Source organism: Pseudomonas sp. L7 (assembly GCF_046605565.1).
Taxonomy (GTDB): domain Bacteria; phylum Pseudomonadota; class Gammaproteobacteria; order Pseudomonadales; family Pseudomonadaceae; genus Aquipseudomonas; species Aquipseudomonas wayambapalatensis.
Genome location: NZ_CP176784.1, coordinates 5163304 through 5187724 on the forward strand (window position 1 = coordinate 5163304; position 24421 = coordinate 5187724).

Annotated in this window: 27 protein-coding genes, 1 tRNA gene and 2 pseudogenes; 18 read left to right on the top strand and 12 right to left on the bottom strand. The window is 61.7% G+C overall.

Annotation, left to right across the window (positions count from 1 at the left end):
• Positions 1-156: 156 nt before the first annotated feature.
• The gene (locus ACK3BK_RS23595; protein ID WP_402762789.1) at positions 157-594 is read right to left on the bottom strand and encodes a hypothetical protein; all 438 of its coding nucleotides are present in this window, start codon (positions 592-594) and stop codon (positions 157-159) included.
• On the opposite strand from ACK3BK_RS23595, the gene trmL reads away from it, so the two are divergent.
• Positions 593-1048: a tRNA (uridine(34)/cytosine(34)/5-carboxymethylaminomethyluridine(34)-2'-O)-methyltransferase TrmL gene (gene trmL / locus ACK3BK_RS23600; protein ID WP_411383421.1), complete on the top strand. Its 456-nt coding sequence runs from the start codon at positions 593-595 to the stop codon at positions 1046-1048. The two genes, ACK3BK_RS23595 and trmL, sit on opposite strands and share 2 nt — an antisense overlap.
• Positions 1049-1125: 77 nt before the next feature.
• Here trmL and gabP read toward each other — a convergent pair whose 3' ends face one another.
• The gene (gene gabP / locus ACK3BK_RS23605) at positions 1126-2514 is read right to left on the bottom strand and encodes a GABA permease (protein ID WP_054895290.1); all 1389 of its coding nucleotides are present in this window, start codon (positions 2512-2514) and stop codon (positions 1126-1128) included.
• A 644-nt stretch (positions 2515-3158) separates the two neighbouring features.
• Here gabP and ACK3BK_RS23610 point away from each other — a divergent pair.
• From ACK3BK_RS23610 to ACK3BK_RS23655, 10 genes are all read left to right on the top strand, one after another.
• Complete coding sequence (locus ACK3BK_RS23610) at positions 3159-3932, top strand: ABC transporter ATP-binding protein (RefSeq protein ID WP_054895291.1); 774 nt, start codon at positions 3159-3161, stop codon at positions 3930-3932.
• 12 nt (positions 3933-3944) lie between these two features.
• Complete coding sequence (locus ACK3BK_RS23615) at positions 3945-4697, top strand: ABC transporter substrate-binding protein (RefSeq protein ID WP_186665736.1); 753 nt, start codon at positions 3945-3947, stop codon at positions 4695-4697.
• A gap of 57 nt (positions 4698-4754) precedes the next feature.
• Positions 4755-5450, top strand: a complete 696-nt coding sequence (locus ACK3BK_RS23620; protein WP_186665733.1) for an ABC transporter permease — start codon at positions 4755-4757, stop codon at positions 5448-5450.
• Positions 5447-6136 (top strand): ABC transporter permease, encoded by a 690-nt coding sequence (locus ACK3BK_RS23625; protein ID WP_186665732.1) that lies wholly within the window; start codon positions 5447-5449, stop codon positions 6134-6136. The genes ACK3BK_RS23620 and ACK3BK_RS23625 overlap by 4 nt, the downstream gene beginning before the upstream one ends.
• Before the next feature lie 116 nt (positions 6137-6252).
• The gene (locus ACK3BK_RS23630) at positions 6253-7470 is read left to right on the top strand and encodes a methyltransferase (protein WP_411383422.1); all 1218 of its coding nucleotides are present in this window, start codon (positions 6253-6255) and stop codon (positions 7468-7470) included.
• A 478-nt stretch (positions 7471-7948) separates the two neighbouring features.
• Positions 7949-8527, top strand: coding sequence for a hypothetical protein (locus tag ACK3BK_RS23635; RefSeq protein WP_186721381.1), 579 nt, complete (start codon positions 7949-7951; stop codon positions 8525-8527).
• A 9-nt stretch (positions 8528-8536) separates the two neighbouring features.
• Positions 8537-8743 carry a helix-turn-helix domain-containing protein gene (locus ACK3BK_RS23640; protein WP_043211003.1) on the top strand — a complete coding sequence of 69 codons (207 nt, stop codon included), beginning with the start codon at positions 8537-8539 and terminating at the stop codon, positions 8741-8743.
• Between the two features lie 18 nt (positions 8744-8761).
• Positions 8762-9142 carry a hypothetical protein gene (locus tag ACK3BK_RS23645; RefSeq protein ID WP_186711746.1) on the top strand — a complete coding sequence of 127 codons (381 nt, stop codon included), beginning with the start codon at positions 8762-8764 and terminating at the stop codon, positions 9140-9142.
• A gap of 21 nt (positions 9143-9163) precedes the next feature.
• Positions 9164-9418, top strand: coding sequence for a hypothetical protein (locus ACK3BK_RS23650; protein WP_411383423.1), 255 nt, complete (start codon positions 9164-9166; stop codon positions 9416-9418).
• Positions 9419-9515: 97 nt separating this feature from the next.
• Positions 9516-9591, top strand: a tRNA-Thr gene (locus ACK3BK_RS23655).
• 68 nt (positions 9592-9659) lie between these two features.
• Here ACK3BK_RS23655 and ACK3BK_RS23660 read toward each other — a convergent pair.
• Both ACK3BK_RS23660 and ACK3BK_RS23665 read right to left on the bottom strand, forming a co-directional pair.
• The gene (locus ACK3BK_RS23660) at positions 9660-10196 is read right to left on the bottom strand and encodes a hypothetical protein (RefSeq protein ID WP_411383424.1); all 537 of its coding nucleotides are present in this window, start codon (positions 10194-10196) and stop codon (positions 9660-9662) included.
• A gap of 77 nt (positions 10197-10273) precedes the next feature.
• Positions 10274-10450, bottom strand: a pseudogene (locus ACK3BK_RS23665) (tyrosine-type recombinase/integrase); the annotation flags it as partial.
• Here ACK3BK_RS23665 and ACK3BK_RS23670 point away from each other — a divergent pair.
• From ACK3BK_RS23670 to ACK3BK_RS23680, 3 genes and pseudogenes are all read left to right on the top strand, one after another.
• A pseudogene (locus ACK3BK_RS23670) lies at positions 10443-10934 on the top strand (hypothetical protein); the annotation flags it as partial. The pseudogenes ACK3BK_RS23665 and ACK3BK_RS23670 overlap by 8 nt on opposite strands.
• A 29-nt stretch (positions 10935-10963) precedes the next feature.
• Positions 10964-12169, top strand: coding sequence for a hypothetical protein (locus ACK3BK_RS23675; protein WP_411383425.1), 1206 nt, complete (start codon positions 10964-10966; stop codon positions 12167-12169).
• Positions 12169-13143 (top strand): hypothetical protein, encoded by a 975-nt coding sequence (locus ACK3BK_RS23680; RefSeq protein WP_411383426.1) that lies wholly within the window; start codon positions 12169-12171, stop codon positions 13141-13143. Before ACK3BK_RS23675 ends, ACK3BK_RS23680 begins: the two co-directional genes overlap by 1 nt.
• 17 nt (positions 13144-13160) lie before the next feature.
• Here the strand turns inward: ACK3BK_RS23680 and ACK3BK_RS23685 are convergent, their stop codons facing one another.
• From ACK3BK_RS23685 to ACK3BK_RS23720, 8 genes are all read right to left on the bottom strand, one after another.
• Positions 13161-14003, bottom strand: coding sequence for a hypothetical protein (locus tag ACK3BK_RS23685; protein WP_411383427.1), 843 nt, complete (start codon positions 14001-14003; stop codon positions 13161-13163).
• 592 nt (positions 14004-14595) lie between these two features.
• Entirely contained in the window at positions 14596-14892 is a 297-nt protein-coding gene (locus tag ACK3BK_RS23690) for a type II toxin-antitoxin system RelE family toxin (RefSeq protein ID WP_411383428.1), read from the bottom strand.
• A complete protein-coding gene (locus ACK3BK_RS23695; RefSeq protein WP_411383429.1) occupies positions 14882-15121 on the bottom strand; it encodes a type II toxin-antitoxin system RelB/DinJ family antitoxin in 240 nt (79 codons plus the stop codon). Before ACK3BK_RS23695 ends, ACK3BK_RS23690 begins: the two co-directional genes overlap by 11 nt.
• Positions 15122-15277: 156 nt before the next feature.
• The gene (gene arsH, locus ACK3BK_RS23700) at positions 15278-15979 is read right to left on the bottom strand and encodes an arsenical resistance protein ArsH (protein WP_411383430.1); all 702 of its coding nucleotides are present in this window, start codon (positions 15977-15979) and stop codon (positions 15278-15280) included.
• Between the two features lie 9 nt (positions 15980-15988).
• Positions 15989-16459 carry an arsenate reductase ArsC gene (locus tag ACK3BK_RS23705; RefSeq protein WP_186711456.1) on the bottom strand — a complete coding sequence of 157 codons (471 nt, stop codon included), beginning with the start codon at positions 16457-16459 and terminating at the stop codon, positions 15989-15991.
• Positions 16460-16486: 27 nt separating this feature from the next.
• Complete coding sequence (locus tag ACK3BK_RS23710; RefSeq protein ID WP_411383431.1) at positions 16487-17770, bottom strand: arsenic transporter; 1284 nt, start codon at positions 17768-17770, stop codon at positions 16487-16489.
• An 18-nt stretch (positions 17771-17788) separates the two neighbouring features.
• Entirely contained in the window at positions 17789-18136 is a 348-nt protein-coding gene (locus ACK3BK_RS23715; protein WP_411383432.1) for a metalloregulator ArsR/SmtB family transcription factor, read from the bottom strand.
• Between the two features lie 76 nt (positions 18137-18212).
• Positions 18213-20510: a TonB-dependent siderophore receptor gene (locus tag ACK3BK_RS23720; RefSeq protein WP_288376532.1), complete on the bottom strand. Its 2298-nt coding sequence runs from the start codon at positions 20508-20510 to the stop codon at positions 18213-18215.
• A 139-nt stretch (positions 20511-20649) separates the two neighbouring features.
• Here ACK3BK_RS23720 and ACK3BK_RS23725 point away from each other — a divergent pair, with 139 nt between their 5' ends.
• From ACK3BK_RS23725 to ACK3BK_RS23740, 4 genes are all read left to right on the top strand, one after another.
• The gene (locus ACK3BK_RS23725; protein ID WP_186711458.1) at positions 20650-21366 is read left to right on the top strand and encodes a response regulator; all 717 of its coding nucleotides are present in this window, start codon (positions 20650-20652) and stop codon (positions 21364-21366) included.
• Between the two features lies 1 nt (position 21367).
• Positions 21368-22735, top strand: a complete 1368-nt coding sequence (locus tag ACK3BK_RS23730) for an ATP-binding protein (protein WP_411383433.1) — start codon at positions 21368-21370, stop codon at positions 22733-22735.
• 100 nt (positions 22736-22835) lie between these two features.
• Positions 22836-23351: a sigma-70 family RNA polymerase sigma factor gene (locus tag ACK3BK_RS23735; RefSeq protein ID WP_411383434.1), complete on the top strand. Its 516-nt coding sequence runs from the start codon at positions 22836-22838 to the stop codon at positions 23349-23351.
• Positions 23348-24319, top strand: coding sequence for a FecR domain-containing protein (locus ACK3BK_RS23740; protein WP_411383435.1), 972 nt, complete (start codon positions 23348-23350; stop codon positions 24317-24319). Before ACK3BK_RS23735 ends, ACK3BK_RS23740 begins: the two co-directional genes overlap by 4 nt.
• Positions 24320-24421: the final 102 nt, after the last annotated feature.

The following is a 24421-nucleotide window of genomic DNA, read 5'->3' on the forward strand; positions in this document are numbered from 1 at the left end:
GGGGACCTCGGTACAGGCAGGCCGGGACTCCCTCTTTTATTCGCAACACCGCCCGTTTTGGGGACCTCGGTACAGGCAGGCCGGGACTCCCTCTTTTATTCGCAACATCGCCCGTTTTGGGGACCTTGGTACAGGCAGGCCGAGACATCCCCTCTTTTATTCGTGCAGCCTGACCTGCACTCGCCAGTGTCCGGCGTCCTCTGCAGCGGCCCAAGTGCCGCTCAGAGGACGCGCGGCAACCACCGTCAGCACCAACCCTTCCTCGCTCTGCTGCAAGCGCCAGCCCACCGGCCGGCCCTGCAGGCTCAACTGTCCGCGCTGGGCCTTGCCCTCGGCCTGGAACACCACGGCCACCGTCCCTTCGACGTTTTCGCCATGCAGCTTGGGGGCTTCGTTGAACCACAGGTCGAGGCCATCCTGCACCACCTCGACCCGCTCGAGCACACGTACGTCAGGCGCGGTCAGGCGACCGATCATCAGCCCCACCATCACACCGACGATCGCCATCGACAGCAACACACGCGGCCAAGCCTTCGAACGCGGGTCCGGTTCGAGGGTAGAATGCTCGTCATCTTCGTGCCTGGAGCCGTGCATGTTTCACGTCATCCTCTTTCAACCAGAAATTCCGCCGAACACCGGCAATATCATCCGCCTCTGCGCCAACAGCGGCTGCGACCTGCACCTGATCGAGCCGATCGGCTTCGAGCTGGACGACAAGCGCCTGCGTCGTGCGGGGCTGGATTACCACGAGTATGCCACGCTCAAGCGCCACGAGAGCCTCGAAGCATGCCTGGAGAGCCTGGGGCAGCCGCGCCTGTTCGCCTTTACCACCAAGGCCTCGCACTCCTTCCATGAAGTGGCCTACCAGCCGGGCGATGCCTTCCTGTTCGGCCCTGAAAGCCGCGGCCTGCCTGCCGAGGTGCTGGACAGCCTGCCCGCCGAGCAACGCCTGCGCCTGCCGATGCGGCCCGGGTGTCGCAGCCTGAACCTGTCCAATACCGTGGCCGTCACGGTATACGAGGCCTGGCGCCAGCAAGGCTTTGCCTGAGCAAGACAGCGATTCGCCGCCCATGAAAAAGGCCGCGTCCCTCACAGGACGCGGCCTTTTCATTTGCGCGATGCGGATCAGTTATCCAGCGCCACCTGCCCGGCAGCACCGCGCTTGCGGTGCAGCAAAAGGCCCGCCGCGACCACGGCGATGCTCAGCAAGGCCGTCGCGATGATCTCGATCCGGTGATCTTCACGCAGCGCCATCACCACCAGCACAGCCACGATGAAGGCAATGGTCGCCCAGGTCAGCCCCGGGAACAGCCACATCTTGAACGAGATCTTCTCGCCGCGCGCTTCACGCTGGGCACGCATGCGCAGCTGGGAAACGGCGATCACCAGGTACACCAGCAGCGCAATGGCGCCGGAGCTGGCCAGCAGGAACTCGAACACCTGGGCCGGCGCGACGAAGTTGGCGAACACGCAGAGGAAGGCCGCAGCGGTCGACAGCATGACCGCCCAGTGCGGGGTGCCCGCCTTGGTGGTGCGCTGGGCCACGGCCGGTGCGTCGCCACGCTTGCTCAGGGAGAACAGCATGCGCGAAGAGGTGTACAGCGCCGAGTTCAGGCAGCTGGTCACGGCGATCAGCACGACGATGTCGACGATCAGCTTGGCATTGGGCACACCGATCAGGCTCAGGACGGTCTGGTAGGAACCTTTCTCCGCGAGGGTCGGATCGTTCCACGGCACCATGGCCACGACCAGGAAGATCGACACCAGGTAGAACAGGCAGATACGCCAGATCACCGAGTTGGTCGCACGGCTGATCTGCTTGCCTGGGTCCTTGGACTCGGCGGCCGCGATGGTGACGATTTCGGTGCCCATGAACGAGAACATGGTGGTCAGCATGGCCGCCAGCACTGCACCGAGGCCATTGGGCATGAAGCCCTGGGTATCGAACAGGTGGCTGACACCGCTGACCTGGCTGCCCGGCACCATGCCGAACATGGCCGCGCAGCCGACGACGATGAAGGCGATGATCGCCAGCACCTTGAGCAGGGCGAACCAGAACTCGAACTCGCCGTAGTTCTTCACGCTGAACAGGTTGGTGATGGTCAGCGCCAGGGTGATCACCAGCGAGAACGCCCACAGGTCGACGGCCGGGAACCAGGCATGCAGGATCGCTGCAGCGGCGTTGGCCTCCAGCGGGATCACCAGCACCCAGAACCACCAGTACAGCCAGCCGATGGTGAAGCCGGCCCAGCGCCCGATGGCGCGGTCGGCGTAGGTCGAGAACGAACCGGTGTCTGGCGAGGCGACGGCCATCTCGCCGAGCATGCGCATCACCAGCACCACGAGAGTACCGGCAGCAGCATAGGCGAGCAGGACCGCCGGGCCGGCTGCGGCGATGGCGTGGCCGGAGCCGACGAACAGACCGGCGCCGATGACGCCAGCAATGGACAGCATGGTGACATGCCGTTGTTTGAGCCCCTGAGCGAGGTCATTGGAATTGTGCTTACCGCTCATAAAACTACCTTTGTAAGGAGTGGACCACCCGATTGCTGATAACGAAGCGCGCCAGGGGTTGATTTAGACGCCTTGGCAATCGGCGCTTTCCAGCTGGCAATAAGTGCGCCAGCGCGGAAAATCATTCGTCTGAATATTGCCTCAGTCCCGAATGGCGGGGCCTTGCGGGCATTCGGCCAGGGTTTGACCGAATGCCCATCCAGGCCTGCGGGCCAAGTGTGCATTACTGAAATACCCACTTACAAATGCACTAAAGGTAGTCCTTGGTAACACCTTTGCACCGATCAGGGGCACAAAAGGTGCAACCTCGGCGTGCAACCTTGAGTCGGTGGTGTGGCCTTCGCGGGCAAGCCCGCTCCTACAGTTTGAGCCACGGCCACACCACCGAACAAAAGCAAAACCGCTTCCCTCCCTAGCCCAAAACTGGCACCATCGCGCCTTTTTTCATCAAGGCTCCGGCGCCAAGCGCACCGTGTTGCGGACATCCGCGCGACGTTGCACTGCAGCGATGCGACAAACTGTCCTGTCAACGACCCGAGCCTGCTGCGACCCGGTTGGCCGCCATTACGCCGCTATGCTAGCGTTGCGCTCGCCAGGAAGGCCGCCAACAGCTGGGAACGCACCCGAACACATGAGGACCGCACATGGCCCAGGCCACGCCCGCGCTGGAAATCCGCAATCTGCACAAACGCTACGGCGATCAGGAAATTCTCAAGGGCATTTCGCTGACCGCGCGCGACGGTGACGTGATCTCGATCCTCGGTTCGTCCGGTTCCGGCAAGTCCACCCTGCTGCGCTGCATCAACCTGCTCGAGAACCCGCACCAGGGTGAAATCCTCGTCGCCGGCGAAGCGCTCAAGCTCAAGCCCACCAAGACCGGCGACCTGATCGCCGCCGACAACCGCCAGATCAACCGTCTGCGCAGCGAAATCGGCTTCGTCTTCCAGAATTTCAACCTGTGGCCGCACATGTCGATCCTCGACAACATCATCGAGGCGCCACGCCGCGTGCTCGGCCAGAGCAAGGCCGAGGCCATCGAAGCGGCCGAGGCGCTGCTGAACAAGGTCGGCATCCACGACAAGCGTCACAGCTATCCCGCCCAACTTTCCGGTGGCCAGCAGCAGCGCGCCGCCATCGCCCGCACCCTGGCCATGAAGCCCAAGGTCATCCTGTTCGACGAGCCGACTTCGGCGCTCGATCCGGAAATGGTCCAGGAAGTGCTTAACGTTATCCGCGCACTGGCCGACGAAGGCCGTACCATGCTGCTGGTAACGCACGAGATGAACTTTGCCCGCCAGGTGTCCAGTGAAGTGGTCTTCCTGCACCAGGGCCTCGTGGAAGAGCAAGGATCGCCGCAACAGGTCTTCGAAAACCCGACCTCGGCGCGTTGCAAGCAATTCATGTCCAGCCACCGCTAAACGGAGCAACACATGCAGACCTACAAGAAATTCCTCCTGGCCGCTGCCGCCACGCTGGTGATGTCGGCCAACGCCCTGGCCGCGGAAAAACTGCGCATGGGTATCGAGGCGGCCTACCCGCCGTTCAACAACAAGGATGCCAGCGGCAACGTGGTCGGCTTCGACAAGGACATCGGCGACGCCCTGTGCGCCAAGATGAAAGTCGAGTGCTCGGTCGTGACCTCCGACTGGGACGGCATCATCCCCGCCCTGAACGCCAAGAAGTTCGACTTCCTGGTGTCGTCGCTGTCGATCACCGACGAGCGCAAGCAGGCCGTGGACTTCACCGAGCCCTACTACTCCAACAAGCTGCAGTTCATCGCGCCGAAAAACGCTGACTTCAAGACCGACAAGGCTTCGCTCAAGGGCAAGACCATCGGCACCCAGCGCGCCACCCTGGCCGGCACCTGGCTGGAAGACCACTACGGCAGCGATGTCGATGTGAAGCTCTACGACACCCAGGAAAACGCCTACCTGGACCTGATCGCCGGCCGTATCGACGGCATCCTGGCCGACAAGTACGTGCAGTACGAGTGGCTCAAGAGCAAGGACGGCCAGAACTACGAGTTCAAGGGCGATCCGGTGGAAGAGAGCGACAAGATCGGTATCGCCGTGCGTAAAGGCGATCCGCTGCGTGAGAAGCTGAACGCTGCTCTGAAGGAAATCATCGCCGACGGCACGTACAAGAAGATCAACGACAAGTACTTCCCGTTCAGCATCTACTGATACGCCCCGACTGGCACCGCCGCTGCGCGGTGCCGGTCCCTTGAACGCACCCTGCCCATGAATATCGACCTGCACGGATTCGGTCCGGCCATGTTGGCTGGCACCCTGATGACCGTAAAACTGGCGCTCTGTGCCTTGCTGCTGGGGCTGGTCCTTGGACTGCTCGGCGCACTGGCCAAGACCTCGCCGATCAAGCCGCTGCAATGGCTTGGCGGCACCTACTCGACCCTGGTTCGCGGCGTGCCCGAGCTGCTATGGGTCCTGCTGATCTATTTCGGCACCGTCGGGCTGATGAGCAGCCTCGGCGATGCCCTGAACATGCCCGGCCTGGAGCTCAGCGCCTTCGCCGCGGGCGTGATCGCCCTGGGCCTGTGCTTCGGCGCCTACGCCACGGAAGTGTTCCGCGGCGCGATCCTGGCGATCCCCAAGGGCCACCGTGAAGCGGGCCTGGCACTGGGGCTGTCGAAGGGGCGCATCCTGTCGCGGATCATCCTGCCACAGATGTGGCGCGTGGCCCTGCCGGGCCTGGGCAACCTGTTCATGATCCTGATGAAGGACACTGCGCTGGTGTCGGTGATCGGCCTCGAAGAAATCATGCGCCACGCCCAGATCGGCGTGACCGTGACCAAGGAGCCGTTCACCTTCTATGCCGTCGCCGCCTGCATCTACCTGTGCCTGACCATCGTCGCCATGGCCGGCATGCATTTCCTTGAAAAACGCGCCGCTCGCGGCTTCATGAGGGCCGCGCAATGAACTGGGAAGTCATCATCAAGTGGCTGCCACGCCTGGCCCAGGGCGCGACCCTGACCCTGGAGCTGGTGGCCATCGCGGTCGTTGCCGGGCTGATCCTGGCCATCCCGCTGGGCATCGCCCGTTCCTCGCGCCACTGGTACGTGCGCGCCCTGCCCTACGGCTACATCTTCTTCTTCCGCGGCACACCGCTGCTGGTGCAGTTGTTCCTGGTGTACTACGGCCTGGCGCAGTTCGACCTGGTGCGTAGCAGCTCGCTGTGGCCCTACCTGCGCGATCCGTTCTGGTGCACGGTGCTGACCATGACTCTGCACACCGCCGCCTACATCGCCGAGATCCTGCGCGGTGCGCTGCAGGCGATCCCCAAGGGCGAGATCGAGGCGGCGCGCGCGCTGGGCATGTCGCGCGGCAAGGCACTGTTCTACATCATGCTGCCGCGCGCCGCGCGCATCGGCCTGCCGGCGTACAGCAACGAAGTGATCCTGATGCTCAAGGCCAGCGCCCTGGCCAGTACCGTGACGCTGCTGGAACTGACCGGCATGGCGCGCACGATCATCGCCCGCACCTACCTGCCGGTGGAGATCTTCTTTGCGGCGGGCGTGTTCTACCTGTTGATTTCGTTCGTCCTGGTGCAGGGTTTCAAGCTGCTCGAGCGCTGGTTGCGCGTCGACGCCTGCCAGGGGCGGTGATCTGAACCCGCGCTGACCTTTCGCGCGTAAGTCCGCTGCCACAGCTGCCCTGCATGATTGGAGGGTTGTTGTAGGAGCGGGCTTGCCCGCGAAGGCCTCACCACCGACCACCCTCCATGCCCCCGACCCCATTCCTCCACCCCGACCAACTGAGCGCCCGCTTCCAGGCCCTGGACCAGTTCCTGCTCCAGCACGAATCCGTGTGGAAACCCCGCCCCTTCACCGCCCTGCGCCTGGAATGGGAATCCCGCCATCCCGAGCTCGCCCAATGGCTGCGCACCCGCACCCTGGAGCAAGCCGAAGCCGCCGCACAGCACCCCGAACGACTGCCCGCCCCCGCGCCCTTCCCGCAACTCGCGGACCAGGCCCGGCAGCTATCCCGCGTCGCCGAACTGCCCCTGGCCGACCTGCACACAGCGGGTCATCGCCTGGCGGTCAACGTGCCCGGCCGCAAGTGGCAGCAGATCGAAGCCTTCGGCAGCCGCCTGAGCTTCAAGCAGCCCACGACCCACTGGCTGGACTGGTGTTCGGGCAAAGGACACCTGGGCCGCCGGCTGCTGCAGCCCGGCCAGCAATTGACCTGCCTCGAATACGACGCCGAGCTCGTCGCAGCCGGCCAGGCACTGAGTGACCACCACCACCTGCCCGCGCACCACCTGCACCAGGATGTGATGGCCGCTGACAGCGTTCGCCACCTGACCCGCGATCACAGCGTGGTCGCCCTGCACGCCTGCGGCGACCTGCACGTGCGCCTTCTGCAACTGGCCAGCGCGCAAGGCTGCCGACAGATCGCCATCGCACCCTGCTGCTACAACCGCACCCAGCGCGAGCATTACCAGGCACTGTCGAGCACCGCGCAGGCCTCGACATTGCAACTGAGCATCACCGACCTCGGCCTGCCACTGAGCGAAACCGTCACCTCCGGCGCCCGCGCGCGCCGCCTGCGCGACACCTCGATGGCCCGTCGCCTGGGCTTCGACCTGTTGCAGCGCCAGCAGCGCCACTGCGACGACTACTTGCCGACCCCATCGCTGCCAACCGCCTGGCTGGACAAATCCTTCGAAGACTACTGCCGCGACCTCGCAGCCCTGCGCCAGGTGCCGCTGAACGGCCACCCCAACTGGGCGGCGCTGGAAGCCGCCGGCTGGCAACGCCTGGCCGAAGTGCGCAACCTCGAACTACTGCGCAACCTGTTCCGTCGACCGCTGGAGTTGTGGCTGGTGCTCGATCGTGCGCTGTTCCTTCAGGAACAGGGTTACAACGTGCGCCTGGGCGAGTTCTGCAGCTATCCACTGACTCCGCGCAACCTACTGCTGCTGGGGGAGCGGGAATAGCCGGAAAACCTGTGGATAACTCTGTGAACAAGCTTGTGATGAAATTCACGGTTTATTGGATCCACTGGCTATTTCACCCGCTTCACTTATTCCCTTCAGTAAGCGAACGCCAACAAAAACAGGCCTTTGCGCAAAGACCAACGGCGCAGCGCTTCGGCATGCCTCTCGCGCAGCACCTGCATGCCGCTTGTGCATAAGCCAAATCCCAGATCCGACGCAACCCCCTGGTAGCAACTGTCTTGTTCAAAATCTAAAGGCCAGCCCAATCCCCCTGTAGGAGCGGGCTTGCCCGCGAACACGGGCGTAGCCCGTGCCAGGCAGCGCGGTGTCTTCTTCGCGGGTAAACCCGCTCCCACACCTGGTTCAAGTTCCCACTGCGGCAAAGCGTCGCAAAAGCTATTACAGAAAAATAAATTATTGTATTACGATAATTTATCAAGAATAATCCACCCCGTTCATCACTGTACGGAGGCACCCCATGAACAGTAGATCCGTCGCCTATGCGCGCTCCCGATTGCGCACCATCGGCGCCCTGGCCGCCCTTCTGGCCTGGACCACCGCTGCCGTCGAGTTCGGCGGCACGCCGATGCTCTGGCTGCTCGACTACCCCACCATGGTTTCCGCCTACCTGCAGGCCTACGGCGACCAGATGCCGCTGCTCCTCGCCGAAGGCTACCAACCGTCTCACCTGGCGATCGGCCTGGTGTTCTTCCTCGACCTGATTCCCACCGCCATTTCGGCATTCGCCCTGCTACTGACCGGCATCTTCTTCATGCGCCTGTCCAAGGGCCAGACCTGGACCCTGCCCAACATCCGCCTGCTCTGGTGGGTCGGCCTGCTGTGCATCGGCTCGCCGCTGCTCTGGTCGCTGATCGGCACTTTCGAGGGCTTGGCGCTGGCCATCGACCTGCCTGCTGGCGAAAGGAGCTTCAGCGTGTCGATCGGTGTATCATCCGAGGCTGTCTACGAGATCATGAAAGGCATTCTGCTCTGCGCCTTCTCGCTGCTCATGCGTGACGCCAAGACCATCAGCGATGAACACAACTGTTATGTCTAGCCAGCCCTTATGCCGATAATCATCCGCCTCGACGTCGTCATGGCCCGGAACAAGATCCGTTCCAAGGACCTGGCGGAAATCATCGGCATAACGGAAGCGAACCTGTCGCTGCTGAAGAACGGCAAGATCAAGGGCTTCAAGATCGAAACCCTCGAGAAGCTGTGTCGCGCGCTGAACTGCCAACCCGGCGACCTGCTGGAGTTCAGCGAGGAATGATCAAGGACTGCAACACCCATGTATTTGCCCCACAAAGGTTTACTCGCCGTACTGCTGGCCACCTGGCTGATCAGCGGCTGCGGCCCGAGTTACACGTATAGGTATTCGCCACCGCCCAGCGCGCATGGCATGAACTGCATCAACAGCTGCTCGAGCGAGCGCAGGCATTGCCAGCAACTGGAGCGTCTGGAACAAAACAGCCAGCGCGCCCTGTACCAGGCCGAAATGCGTGCCTACCAGTACTGCAAGACCGGCAAGAGCAAGAAGGAAGCGCGTCACAACTGCTACCAACCGAGCTACCCATTCGGCAGCTCATCCAGCTACAGTTGCGGCCGCGAATACGACAGCTGCTACATGGCCTGCGGTGGCACCATCCAGCGCATTCGCAACCCAGATTGATAGATGAACGGATTTCGACACGTGAAATACACCACGCCTTTCACCCTTCTGGCCCTTGGCCTGGCCCTGAGCGGCTGCTCCAGCAGTAGCAGCAGCTACACCCCAAGAACCTCGAACCTGGACTGGGAAACCCCCGGCATGCAGCTCGGCGGCGACCGCGGCCTGCCCCTGCGAGTGGACGACCGCTGCCGCAAGCGCGGTTGCGACAACCACAAGCTGTTTTTCAACCCCGCAGAGCCTGAACCGAGCGTCAACAGCATCCACCGCGGCTGGTAGGATTTTCTCCTTTGAGGGCGGCGACTTAGGCGATTTCGCGTTGAATGCAAGGAAGTGGTTTACAGCAGCCAACCGATCGCTATAATGACGCGCCTATGCCGGTATAGCTCAGATGGTAGAGCAACTGACTTGTAATCAGTAGGTCCCGGGTTCGATTCCTGGTGCCGGCACCACCTTAGAAGCCCCGCAATGCGGGGCTTTCGTCTTTCTGGAAGAATGCTCAGCAGTCTTTCAAGCTCTTTCAACGTCCACAAAGTGTCCACATCTTTAGCGGCACGCGCTTCCACCAGGGCAACCGCTTCGCGACAAGCTCTCCAGCCAAAGCCATTGCCTGCTCCAGCAGGTCCGCTGCATCGTCGAAATCTTCCTCATCATCGCTACCTTCATACAGAATGCCTCCTTCCGAGACATCCGTTCGAACGCTCTCTGCTAGCAGGTGGAAGCGAACAATAGATACTGCTTCGTGCTCTGACAAAACCCCCAAGCGACTTAGGTTCGCCTTATAGATTTGGTTGTAGTCCGACGTTATAGGGATGTGGAACTTCCAGACTTTCCCTTCTTCCCTCATCTGCCTGCCAAGCTCTCCCCTCAGCTCCTCTGCTGTGTCCCGAAGATCGCCTAGATAACCTCGCATTCTGACTACATCCCTAAGAGCAGCCACCTCTGCTAATAGCGAAGCTCTGACACTACGCCGCTCCAAAAAATCTTGGAAAATTCGCCCAAGAATGACGGCCGCGACGGTGAAACATCCAGCCATCACCGCGACTATCAGCGGCATATACTCATTGGAGTCGCCGCTGGTACTGGCCCCCGTCACTTGCCAGATTACAGCGCACCAATCTAGCCCTTCCTTCATCATCCACCTGCCAAGGTCGCAATGGGATTAAGTGTTACAACCTCAGCAAGATGACCAGGGCTGAAGTGTGCGTAGCGCATCGTCATTACCAGCGAGGAATGTCCAAGGACACGTTGGAGGGTCAGGATGTCCCCACCGTTAGCCATGTAGTGGCTGGCAAAGGTGTGACGCAGTACTGCAGCGAACTCGAAACAGCAGGTGCTGTTCTGCCGCGAGCTGGCCGCGATCCTGGCCAAGCCGATGCCGATGAACCTGCGCCATGTGGACCTGCGCGCCGTGCTCGAGGAGGCCAGCCGCCAAACCGGGCGGCGCTTCCGCGTCCCCGATCGGCACTACGCCTCGAGCCGGGCGCCGTACTTCTACAGCCTGGCGGCGGGCTACCAGGCGATGGAAAGCCTGGCCCAGGTCTACGACATTCCCGACTTCATGTGGCAGCAGCAGGGCGACGGCGAGGTGTTCGTGGGCAGTTGGGCCGACAGCTATTTCGGCGTGCGTCCTGCGCTGCAACTGCCCGTCGAGCTGTTCGACAGCTACCAGGGCAACCAGAGCGCCATGATCGCGGCCCTTCCCGGGCTGCGACCTGGAGCAACGATCAACCAGGGCGAAGGGATAGTAAGCGTTGCGTTGATTGGCAGTCAAATGGCTATCAAGTGGCGGTAATATGCCTGCAGTCCCCACTGGAGTTGATCATGAGTTTTCACACCCGACTAAATGAGATTCTTGAACACTGCCAATTAGTCAATGCCCCTCAAGGAGGATTTCGAAAACTTATTCCATGGAACCATGGGTACTTGCTCATTGAGAAGAGCTCCGACATGTCTGTGGTCAAAAGGAATATCGAAGCTATCTATGTAGACCCTGCATGGCGCTACGTCTCCCTTCGCTGGTTCACGGATAGGCTTCTAAAGTTCTGCGCCGAAAAATTATTTGAAAGCAAAAAATTTAGCAAGATCGACGAAGACTTTTTGAAATCCGAAGTGGCCAACATGCCTAACATAGAGGTCACAGTAATTCGAGAGGTCACTGGCGCCAGCTTCTATAAAGCCTCCCCACCTGTTCGGATTGGTAAGTTTATAATTTACGACTGGGCGCAGCATTCAGAAATAATCCTGCAGCACTGCCAGCATGAGTTTGACGCATCCTTTATGAAGGAAAACAAACACCGCATCCTGGCAGAATGCAAAGTAACCGCGGCCGAGTCGCGAAAAGTATCTGAACTAGCGACCTTAGCATTTCAAGAACTTGAATCTTTGATTACATTCATTGTAGGCAGCAGATCGTTCGAGTTCTCCCTAGTAAACTATGCAGGCCCCCGAGAATCATTCACTTACACGATCTCTTCCGACTCCTTCGGCTACTCCGTCGACAGCCCTGAAAACTTCGAAGTTAACCTAAGCGCTCCAGTCTTCCAAGACCCGCCTCCTTATATAGGAAAGCTTATTTCGATAAACGAGGCGTCAGCGAATGCTTTAGAAAGGAAAATATGCCGTAGCATCGACTGGACAGCACAAGCCTTGCGAGAACCCAATATGGGAAGTGCTTTTATAAAAGCTATGATCGCCTTAGAGTCTTTGCTGAAAATTGATGAGCAGGGAGGTTTCGCCCCGTCCATTGTCGCCCAAATTTCCGAAGCGACAGCGCAAATTCTGGGCTCATCAATCGAAGAGTGTATTCACATAGCCTCTGACATCAAACGACTTTACGGAATCCGTTCAAGCGCGGTCCACTCCGGCAGCAATGATATTAAACAAGATGACTTATCGAAGATAATAAACTACACCCGACAGATTATATTCACACTACTAAACGAAGAGAAATTCCAGCCCTTAGACTCTCCAAAAAAACTGGGACAATTTCTCACTGAAGCAAAATACTCGAATACATTAGGTATGTGATGGAAGAGATCATCCGGCGCGCAGTAGAACGTCAATTTCCAGAAATTACCGGGGGCTACCACTTGCCGCGCTTCGGGTGCGTGGTCGCCGTGCCCGATGCCCCCGCCAACCCTGGGTTATGTGACGACTTTCGCCCGCGCTTCGGCGTCGATGTCCAGATACTGCTGCCAAACGGCGAGCCGGATCCGGCGCTGCCAGTGTTCACCAGTCTGCCGCTGCCAGCGCTTATGGGCGGCCAGGAAGCCGGCATGTTCGGCTTCCCCGAGGAGGGCACCACGGTTGTGGTCTCGTTCGCCTACGGTCTGCCGCACAAGCCGTTTATCCAGCAGATCCTGCCGCATGGCCTGAGCCTGCCCCGGGTACCGAAAGGCGACCAGGTCTGGCAGCACAGCGAGGCCTGTCAGCAGCGCGTGGACGCGGACGGCAACTGGCTACGCCAGACGGATGGGAAGATCCAGGACAAGGCGATCGAGCGCGAGGTGGAGTCGCTAGCGAACCGCGAGCAGTTCCAGAACCATACCAGGAACGTGGATGCCCATTCGATAGAGACTGTCGGGGGTATCAAGACGATTGAGGCCCTGGGCGCGCTGAAGCTGTTGTCGGGCGGATCCGCAAGCCTGGCGGCGATTGATGATCTGCACCAGGCGACTGGCCGCGATCTGAACCTGGTGGTAGCACAGAAATTCAACGCGACGATCGGCGGCGACCTGCAAGAACGCATCAATGGCATGCGTCAAAGCGTGACGGCAGGCATCCAGCGCCTACAAGCGCCGAAGACCTGGCTGGGATCAGAAGAGGTGAATGTTCTGAAGGTGCTGTGTGACCTCCTCGATTTGGTACACCAAATGAATCTTCAGTTGGCCACACATACGCATGGCCCCACCCCACCCCCTAGTAATGCAACCGCGTTCAGCCACTCTGCCGGGGGCGCGAAAAAGCTTTATGAAAAACTAGTAGAAGCCACCTTAACTTAGGAGAGAGGCGCGATTCGTTACTGATAAGCCACATACTCATCGGGAATAAATACTTCCTCCTTAAATTTCCTTCCTGTCCTAACAGCGAATACCTCCCTATATAATTGCTTAAAACTGAGCACTATCCCGCTAGGGGTCATTTCAACGTCAAAGCAAGGAGCTATAGGGGGGAAATTTACATCGAATGGTCCAGAAATCACTTTGCCAGCCGGTTCGAAATCCTCATCCATAAAGTCAAGAAGCAGAGCCTCATCCTCAGACATATCATCAAGAAAATCTGTCACGTTTATCTCTACCTCCTCCCTCCACTGCTTGCTAACGTAGTCGTGAATAAAAGCGTTCAGCCTGTAGACGTTTCTGTTTTCATCAACTCTAACCACCTTCACTATATAACCCTGGACTTCTAGGTCCACTACATCACTAGCATGAGCGGCCAAGCAACATTCACGCAAAGTGAGATCCCTTAGAATTTCTCTTTTCTCTATATGGTAATGAGCAAATGCTTTAACAAAACTCTCAACAACCTCGCGTTTCTTCTGCTCAAGCTTTACTGCTTTTTCAGCCTCGTTTCGCTCGCGTTCCTTCTCATTAGCTAAGCGGCTTCGCCAGTCTTTTCCCGCTTTAAGTATTTCTGCAACCAAGAAATAAAAGCCCTCACCAGCCAAAGTACCTAGCCCCAACCCTAAGAACACCTTAATAAGCTCAGCATATTGCTGCGGCACATCAAGTTCCAAAACCTGCCGATCCACATATTTCCAAGAAAAAATCATAAATATGGCGACCGCAATAAACTTCACAGATGCTTTGGGCGAAGTTAAAGCTGACAACACTTTCATTAAAGATGTCGCGGCATCGCTCATTTTTGATCCTCGTAGAGAGTGCGAGCACAAAGCTATCATTTTTTGATTCTGTTGTGGAGCATGGCCGGCAGAGGTAAAAAGATCGAAGCTGTAAAAAATCATCTTCGGAAATCACTTATCCCCCTCCCGCCGACGCGCTTCGCCTCGGAAAAAAATGCAAAGGGCTTGGGCTGTGCAATGGCTGGCTACGGCAGGCGCGGCGTGGGCCACAGGGAGCTGGCAGGCATTGCACACTGTGCAAAGGATTGAAGGGATGTGCAGGGTTGAGCTGCTGGGAGTGTCCACAAAGTGTCCACAGCGCTCTCGGATACCTGACCCAAATATCCCTTAATAACCAACAAAATCAGGTGATAGCTGGCTTTTATCAATGGATGCTAGGCGATAGGGTGGACTTGTAATCAGTAGGTCCCGGGTTCGATTCCTGGTGCCGGCACCATTCAAGGTTCCATAGAAAGCTTTCAAAATCTCTGGAACCCCCGAAAAACCCGCCTTCCGGCGGGTTTTTTCGTTTTGGCGTTCCGTCGGATTCCGAGGGTAGCCAGCGCTAACAAGGGAAGCTTTAAGATTAGGAGGTACGTTTCGATATCGGACACTACTCCCGGTTTACTACCCGCCCAGCAACCGCCCGATAAACCTCCCCCCGCTCCCGCTTAACCACAGCCACTACAAACACAACCACCCGCTGCTCCACAACCTGGTAAACCAAGCGATACCCACTGCTACGCAACTTGACCTTGTAGCAGTCCGGAAGATCACTCAACCGGTTAGCCTCAACCCGTGGATTCTCCAGAACCGCTATCAACTTTGTCTTTAGTTGCTGCCGAACCGTATCCCCGAGCTTGCACCACTCCTTCAGCGCTCGCGCATCAAATTCGAGGCTATAGGTCATCCAGTGAAACCTTCACTCGCTGAGGATTGGCCAGTCGCTCCCTGACGGTTGCCAGCAGTGCCTCATCCTCCTCCGTGACCAGCACAGTCTTGAAAGGAAGCTGCCCACGCTCGGCAACGTATTGCAGTGCCTGGCGCATAAGCTCGGAAGGCGTCACGCCCAGCTTTTCCAATTCGCGGTAGGCGCGCGCCTTGAGTTCGTCGTCGATACGGACGTTGATGGATGCCATGAAAAGGGGCCTCGGCGTAATGACATTGGTCTTTACAATGCCGTGCAGAGACCCGACACGCAAGCTGAAACGACAACTGGCGTGTCGCTTCCCGATTCGGTTCCACCAAAAGCTACAACCGGTCAGTTTCCCTGCGAGGCTGGCCAAAAAGCCCCCTCAAATCGCTCCCTGCCCCACCCGCTTCGCCAACTCCGCCGCACTCTCCTTCCGCTCCGAATATCGATCCACCAGATACTCCGCCCGCCCACGCAACAGCACCGTGAACTTCACCAATTCCTCCATCACATCCACCACGCGGTCGTAATACGGCGAGGGCTTCATCCGCCCCGCTTCATCGAACTCCATGTACGCCTTGGGCACCGACGATTGGTTGGGGATGGTGAACATGCGCATCCAGCGCCCAAGCACGCGCAGTTGGTTGACGACGTTGAACGACTGCGACCCTCCGCACACCTGCATCACCGCCAGGGTCTTGCCCTGGGTGGGGCGCATGGCGCCGAGTTCGAGGGGGATCCAGTCGATCTGGGCCTTGAACACTGCCGACAAGGCGCCGTGGCGCTCCGGCGAGCACCAGACCTGGCCTTCGGACCATTGCACCAGCTCGCGCAGTTCCTGGACCTTGGGGTGATCGACCGGGGCGTCGTCCGGCAGGGGCAGGCCGGAGGGGTCGAAGATGCGGGTGTCTGCGCCGAAGTGCTGCAGCAGGCGGGCGGCTTCTTCGACCAGCAGGCGGCTGAAGGAGCGTTCGCGGGTCGAGCCGTACAGCAGCAGGATGCGCGGGGGGTGAGCGCTGGCCTGCGGCTGCCCGGGCAGGTCGCCGAACAGCGACAGGTCGAGGTTGGGCAGGGTGTCTGACATGTGGCCTCCTCAGAGCGTGCCGATGCGGTCCAGCTCGCGCTTGAGCTGGTCGCGGTCGAGGGTATCCGGATGCAGCGCGAAGAACGCCTCGAAACGCCGTTGAATATGCGCGAGGGTTGCCCGGAACGCGCCGTCGATCGCGGCTTCGTCGCCCACCACGTCGGAAGGGTCTTCCAACCCCCAGTGGGCCTTGAGCGCGGGGCCGAAGTACACGGGGCACGCTTCACCAGCGGCCTTGTCGCAGACGGTGATGACGATGTCTGGCGGGTTGCCTTCGAAGGCTTCGTTGCCCTTGCTGCTCAGGCCGTCGATGGCGATGCCGGCTTGCTGCAGGGTCTGCAGGCTGCGCGGCAGCACCTGGCCTCGTGGGAAGCTGCCGGCGCTGATGGCTTGGTAGCCTTGCGGGGCGAGGTGGTTGAACAGGGCTTCGCACAGAATGCTGCGACAGCTGTTGGCAGTGCACATGAACAGGATTCGCATCGCTCGCTCCCCGCCGCGTGGCGGTTTTCAAAGGCCCAGGCGCAGTGCCAGGGCGGAAAGGGTGATCAGCAGCACCGGCAGGGTCAGCAGGATGCCGACCTTGAAGTAGTACCCCCAGGTGATGCGCATGCCTTTGCGGGCCAGCACGTGCAGCCAGAGCAAGGTGGCGAGGCTGCCTATGGGGGTGATCTTCGGGCCGAGGTCGCAGCCGATGACGTTGGCGTAGATCATCGCGTCGCGCACCAGGCCTTCGGCGCCGCTGGCCTGGATCGACAGGGCGCCGACCAGCACGCTGGGCATGTTGTTCATCACCGACGACAGCAACGCCGCAATCAGGCCGGTGCCGAGGGTGGCGGCCCACAGGCCGTGGGCTGCGAGGCGGTCGAGCACGCCGGCCAGGGCGTCGGTCATGCCGGCGTTGCGCAGGCCGTACACCACCAGGTACATGCCCAGCGAGAACACCACGATCTGCCAGGGCGCTTCGCGCAGCACGCGGCGGGTGGAGATCACGTGGCCGCGGGCGGCCACGGCGAACAGCACGGCGGCGCAGGCGGCGGCCACGGCGCTGACCGGGATGCCCAGCGGTTCGAGCACGAAAAGACCCACCAGCAGCGCCAGCAGCACCACCCAGCCGACGCGGAAGGTCGCGCGGTCGCGGATGGCCAGGGCCGGGGCCTTGAGGTCATCCAGGGCATAGCGCGCCGGGATGTCGCGCCGGAAGTACAGGAACAGCACCAGCAGGGTGGCGGCCACCGCCGCCAGGTTGACCGGCAGCATCACCGAGGCGTAGGCGCCGAAGCCCAGCCCGAAATAGTCGGCCGAGACGATGTTCACCAGGTTCGACACCACCAGCGGCAGGCTGGCGGTGTCGGCGATGAAGCCTGCGGCCATGACGAAGGCCAGGGTCGCGCCGGGCGAGAAGCGCAGCGCCAGCAACATCGACATGACGATGGGGGTGAGGATCAGCGCGGCGCCGTCGTTGGCGAACAGTGCCGACACCGCCGCGCCGAGCAGCACGATGAAGGCGAACAGGCGGCGTCCGTCGCCGCGTGCCCAGCGCGCCACGTGCAGGGCGGACCATTCGAAGAAGCCGGCCTCATCGAGCAGCAGGCTGACGATGATGATGGCGATGAAGGTGGCCGTGGCATTCCAGATGATCGCCCAGACGGCGGGAATGTCGTGCAACGACACCGCGCCGAACAGCAGCGCCAGCAGCGCGCCGAAACTGGCGCTCCAGCCGACACCGAGCCCCTTGGGCTGCCAGATGACCAGGATGAGGGTTAAGACGAAGACGCAGGCGGCGATCAGCATCGGCAGGGCCTCGTCCACTCAGCAGCAGGCAGCGGCACGGACGGGGCGATCGTCCATGTGCTGCAGGCGGGCGATGTTGTCCTGGAGCCAGGCGCCATTGGCCTGGGTGGTGACCTGCAACAGCTCGCCAACCCAGGCGGGCAGTTCAGGGTTGAGGCGGTAGTACACCCACTGCCCCTGGCGGCGGTCCAGCAACAGACCGGCGCTGCGCAACTGGGCGAGGTGGCGGCTGATTTTCGGCTGGCTGTCGTCGAGGGCGCACATCAGTTCGCACACACACAGTTCGCCGAGACGGGCGATCAGCAAGGTGGCGCGGACGCGGGTCTCGTCGGCGAGGGACTTGAAGACCTGGGTGGGGGTGATCATGAGGGGGCACCTGAACATATGGAAATCCGAATATACGGATTTCCATATGCATATTGCAACAGGTGCGGGTGTTTCGTCAGAACGCCGTGCTGACCGTCAGCGACAGGTTGCGCGGATCGCCATAGATCGCTCCGGCGTAGAAGCCGTAGCGGGTGTAGTAGTGCTTGTCGAACAGGTTGTTGGCGTTGAGGCTGACGCTGGTGTCGTCGGTCAGTTGGTACTTGGCCATGGCATTCCAGATCGCATATCCCGACCAGTTGACGTCGCTTGAGCTACGGCTGACACCGTTGGTCGGCTGGCCGGCCGGGGTGGACAGCGCGCGGATGTTGGTCTGCGCGGTGACGCCGGTGCCGAGGGTCAGGCGGTCGAGCGGGCCGGACAACCGGTAGGTGGTCGAGGCCTTGAACAGGTGCGACGGGTCGCTGCGCCCGTCGCTGTCGAGGCGGCGGAAGTGCAGGTAGGTGTAGCCGGCATAGACGTTCCAGTTCTCGGTCAGGGCGCCTGCGAGTTCCAGGTCGATACCGTCGGTTTCCTGGCCGGAACCTGCCTTGTAGGCGGTGGCGCCGGTCGGGGTCAGCAGGTCGCCGTCGGTAACGGCCTTGTTCTCCTGCTTGGTGCGGAAGTACGCGGCGGATGCGTTCAGGCGGCCGTCGAACCAGGCGGCCTTGATGCCGGTCTCGTAGCTCTGGCCGCGGATCGGCTCGACCTTGGTGCCGCTGGCGGTCTCTTCAGTCTGCGGGTTGAAGATGTCGGTGTAGCTGGCGTACACCGAGTAGGTGTCGTTGAGGTCATACACCGCGCCCAGGTAAGGGGTGACGATGCCGTTGTTCTGCTGGTTGCTGCGCACGCCGCTGACGTTGCGGGTGGTGGCCGAGTAGTCGGTGCTGCGCACACCGAGGATCACCGACAGCGGGTCGGTGATGCTCAGGCGAGTGGCCGCGTACATGCCTTGAAGGCGGGTGGTGGTCTTGCTGTGACGGCCAGTCCGCGAGGCGAGCATGTCGTAGTCGCTGTCCACGCCATTGAGCCAGTTGCTCAGCGGCAGGCCGTTGTTGGCGCGGAACTGGCAGCCCAGGGCCGGGGCGCTGACGCTGTTGGCGCTGACCATGGTGCAGGTGTATTCCGGCGACCAGGCCACAGTGCGGCTGTCGTTGTAGCCGACCATCGCCTGGTGGGTGCGGCCGAACATCTGGAACGGGCCAGACAGGTCGATCTGCGCCGATTGCTGGGTGGTGTCGCTGGAGCTGTGCAGGCCGTTGAGCACCGCACCGCTGCCATCCTGGTCCCAGTAGCCGCCATAGACACCGCGCCCGGACGAGTTGACCTTGGCCAGACCGCGGTGGTTGAGGGCATCACTGGTGCTCTGCGAACCTTTCAGGTCCAGGGTCCAGTCGTTGTCGAAGTGGTGCTGCAGCGAGCCGAAGGTGGTGCGGGTGATGTACTCGCCGAAGCTCCAGCTGGGCACCACGTTGGTGCTGCGCGGCAGGTCGGTCTTGCTGCCGTCGCCATACCAGATCGGGATGTTGGCGCCCCAGCCGCCACCGACCACCTTGTTGTATTCGTACTGGTAACCGGCACCGAGGGTGGTGGCGTCGTCCAGGTCGAACTCGAAGTTGGCCAGCGCTGCGCGAGCGCGCTCGGACTGATTGTCACGGAACGAGTTGGCGTCCTGCTGGGTGACCACGAAGCGCGAGCGCAGGCGGCCGTCTTCGGAGAGCGGCAGGTTGAGGTCGGCGCCCAGGCGGCGTTTGTCCCAGCTGCCGTAGGTGGCGTATGCGCTGCCGCCGAAGGTGCGGGTCGGTGCCTTGCGGATCAGGTTGACCGTTGCCGACGGGTCGCCGGTGCCGCCGAGCAGGCCGTTGGCGCCACGCACGATGTCGATGCGCTCGTACAGGTCCAGGTTCAGCGCGTTGCCGCTGCCGCTGAAGTCAGAGCCGCCGGGGAACTGCAGGCCATCGATCTTCCAGTTGCTGATCGAATAGCCACGGGCGCGGAAATCGGTACGCCCGCCGACTTCCATCTTGCTCATGCTGATCCCCGGTGCAGTGTCGAGCGCCTGCTCGATGCTGTGCACATCGCGGTCGTCCATCTGCTGGCGGGTGATGCTGGTCACCGACTGCGGGGTCTGGCGCGGGGTCAGGTTCAGGCCGGTGGAGCTGCGCGTGCTCTCGACGGTATAGCCGAGCTGGCCGGCGTCGTCGGCACTGGGCAGCGCGCTGTCTTCGATGTTGGTGGCGCCCAGCTCCAGGGGCTGGGGATCAGCCGCAAAGGCACCTGCAGACAGACTGAAGGCGATACACAAGGCAAGCGGTGAGAGGCGGCTGCCGCCGCGGGTGAAGCGGGCGCAGGCGCCGGGGATGCTCTGAGGTTTCATTTGGGAAGGCTTCGTATTCGCAGATGGTTTTTGCTACGATTCTAGGGATGTGCCCTCTGGGCTCCATGCCCGGCTTGTACGGGGATGTAATGGAACGTAACGGGCGCTGCATAGGCGCCCCCGACAGGTGTCCCCCGCAATGAGCACGACCTTGCTGGTCGTCGACGATGACGACGAGATCCGCGAACTTCTCTGCGATTACCTTACCGATGCCGGCTATCAGGTGCTGGCTGCCGCCGATGGCGAACAGATGCGCCAGCAGCTGGCACGACACAAGGTCGAGCTGGTGGTGCTCGACCTCATGCTGCCCGGCGAGGATGGCCTGAGCCTGTGCCGCCAGTTGCAGGCGCAGCCGGGCCTGGCGGTGATCATGCTGTCGGCAAAGGGCAGCACGCTGGATCGCATCATCGGCCTGGAAGTGGGCGCCGACGACTACCTGTCCAAGCCCTTCGAACCCCGTGAACTCATTGCCCGCATCAAGGCCGTCCTGCGCCGCCCGCAGCGCCTCGACACGCCGAGCGAAGAGCCCGCCAGCCAGGCGCAGCAGTTCGCAGGGTTCAGCCTCGACCATATCAAGCGCCTGCTCACTCATCCCGACGGCCAGGCCCTCACCCTGCCCCGCTCCGATTACCGCGTGCTGCGCGAGCTGCTCGAGGCCAACAACCGCGTGGTATCGCGCGATCACCTGACGCGCAGCGCCTTTGGCCGCGACCACCTGCCCGACGACCGCTCGGTGGACATGTGCATCAGCCGCCTGCGCCAGCACCTGCGCCGCGCCGCCAATGGCAGCGCGCAGATCCTCACCATTCGCAACGAAGGCTACCTGCTCAGCATCGCCTGCGAGCCAGGCGCCTGAAGTGCGCCTGCTGCGCCGCCTGTGGCCACGGACGCTGTTCGGCCAACTGCTGCTGATCATGATCAGCGGCACCCTGCTGATCCAGTTGATGTCCAGCAGCATCTGGTTCGACGTGCGCTTCGCCCAAGTGTTCGAGGCCCCGGTGCGGTTGATCGCTGCGCGCAGTGCGCCGCTGATCGCCCAGGCCGACTGCCATGCCGGGCAGTTGCAGGTGCCGGCGCACTATCACCTGCGCTGCGCCGAATCGCTGCCCGAAGCCCAACGTGATGATCGACGCGGGCGGCACCGCATCGAACTGCTGCTGCACCAGGCGCTGGCCTACGAACTCGGCCGCGACCAGCAAGCGCGCCTGCTGAAGGTACAACTGACCGATGAGCTTGGTCAGCCGATCGTCTGGCGCAGCCTGTTCGGCCTGCGTACCGCCCAGGCGCACCTGCAGTTCGCCGTGCCGATGGAGGATGGCCACTGGCTGGTGATCGACGGCGAAGAACTGCAGGGCTGGAGTGGCGAGTCGGCCTGGGTGCTGATCAGCGACTATCTGCTGCGCGTCTATGCCCTGCGCATCGTCGCCGTGCTGCTGGTGTGCCTGGTGGCCGTGCGCCTGTGCCTGCGCCCGCTGCGACGCCTGGCCGATGCCGCTCGTGGCCTGGGGCGCAATCTGGAGCAGCCGGCCCTGCCCCTGGAAGGCCCTGAGGAAGTGCGCCAGGCAGCGCAGGCGTTCAACGCCATGCAGCAGCGGCTGATCGCCATGGTCAACGACAAGGCCTACTTTCTCGCCGCCGTCTCCCACGACCTGCGTACGCCCCTGACCCGCATGCGCCTGCGCCTGGAGCGGCTGGAGGATGGCGAACACAAAGAGCGTCTGCGCCAGAACATCGCGCAGATGGATGCCATGATCGGCCAGGTACTGGACTACCTGCGGGCCGGCGAGCAGCAGAACCTGCAGGAGGTGGACCTGGACCGCCTGGTGGCACGGCTGTGCGCCGACCTGGCCAGTGCCGAGGAGCCGCTGCCGATTCAGGGTGAAGTGGGCAAGGTGAAGGTCGATGCCTTGCTGATGCAGCGGTGCCTTCAGAACCTGCTGGTCAATGCCCTGCGTTATGGCAAGGCGGTTTCGCTGCGGCTCGAGGCGGATACGGCGCAGGTGCGGATTCATGTCGAGGATCGCGGGCCAGGTATTGCCGCGGGCCTGCTGGACACCGTGACCGATCCGTTCGTGCGTGGAGAGGGTTCGCGCAACCAGGCGTCTGGCGGATATGGCCTGGGGCTGAGCATTGCCCGGCGGATTGCCGCCAGCCATGGCGGTGAGTTGCGGCTTTCCAATCGCGATGGCGGTGGGCTGGAAGCGACTGTGGTGTTGCCACGCTAGCACCAGCCCGCCCACAGCGCACACCTCAAGCCCCCCATTGCCAAACCCTGCCCAAAAGAGTTCAAATCGCACTAATTCCCATTAACAACTCCCTTCCCCCATGCCCCCCACCGATTCTGCCCTGCGCTCCGCCACCGAGGCTCTCTACCTCACCCACAGCGCCTGGCTGCGTGGCTGGCTGCGCAAGCGTCTGGACTCCACCAGCGATGCCGCCGACCTGGTACAAGACACCTTCGTGCGGGTCATCAAGGCGCGTCGTGCCCTGGATATCCGCGAGCCGCGCCAATATCTGAGCACCGTCGCCAAAGGTCTGGTCATCGACCTGTTCCGCCGCCGGGCGCTGGAGCAGAGCTATCTCGAGGCGCTGGCCTCCCTGCCCACCTGCGACCATCCATCCGAGGAAGACCAGGCGATCGTTCTGGAAACCTTGATGGAAATCGATCGCATGCTAGACAGCCTGGACGACAAGGTGCGTCAGACGTTCATCCTGTCGCAGTTCGAGGGGCTGACGTATCCGCAGATCGCCGAGCGCCTGGGCGTCTCGGTACGCACGGTGAACAACCACATGGCCAAGGCGATGGAGCAGTGCTGCCTGATGCGCCTGGGGCTGCTGTGAGCACCGTGTCATCATCGCCGTTGAGCACAGCACAGCGCGAGGCGTTGCGCTGTGCGGCGCAGTGGTATGCGCGGCTGTCGTCGGGGCTCGAGGATGCGGGCGAGCAGCAGCGCTGGCAGCGCTGGCACGATGCAGATCCTCTGCACCAGCAGGCCTGGCAACAGGTTGAGGCAGTTCGGCGGATGGTCGAGGGGGTGCCACGGCAGATTGCAGCGCCGGCCCTGCGTCAGGCGCGGGAGTCGCGCAGGCGGGTGCTGCGTCAGTTGCTGGTGCTGGCGGGCGTCGGTGTGGTGGGTGTGGGCGGCTGGAGAAGCGAACTGCGAACAACGCTGATGGCCAGCCTGCACACCGGGGTCGGTGAGCAGCGTGAGGTGGTGCTGGAGGATGGCAGCCAGATCCTGCTGGACAGCCGTTCGGCGCTGGATGTGCGCTTCGACGCAGCGCAGCGTGTACTGCGTCTGCTGAGCGGGCGGGTGCTGGTGCAAACGGCCGCCGATGCCCTGGCGCGTCCGTTTCTGGTGGAGGTGGCCCAGGGGCAGGTGCAGGCGTTGGGCACCCGCTTCACGGTCGAGGCCGACGAGCGCTTCTGCGAGGTGACGGTGCTGGAAAAGGCCGTACAGGTGCGTCCGCTGAACAGCGCACAAACCCTGCGTCTGGAAGCGGGTCAGCAGGTGCGGTTCGATCGCTCTCGGCTTGGCGAGCCGTGGCGCAGCGACGCTTCGGTGGCGTCGTGGCAAACGGGTAGCCTGATAGCAATCAACCGGCCGCTGGGCGACTTGCTGGAAGAACTGTCGCGCTACCGGCGTGGCTGGCTGCGCTGTGATCCATCGATTGCCGGGCTGCGGATTTCCGGGGCCTTTCCGCTGCACGACATCGACCTCGCCCTCGCCGCATTGGCCAGCGGTTTCGAGCTGCACATCGTGCGGCGTACCGATTACTGGGTCAGTGTCATGCCTCGGGTCGGTTGAGGCGTTGCAAAAAAATCCTCATCTGCGTTGCACTTTTTTCTCACGTCCTTCGGCCATTGCTCAGACATCTGCCGTTTGAGCGGATCAATTGGGGGAGGACCA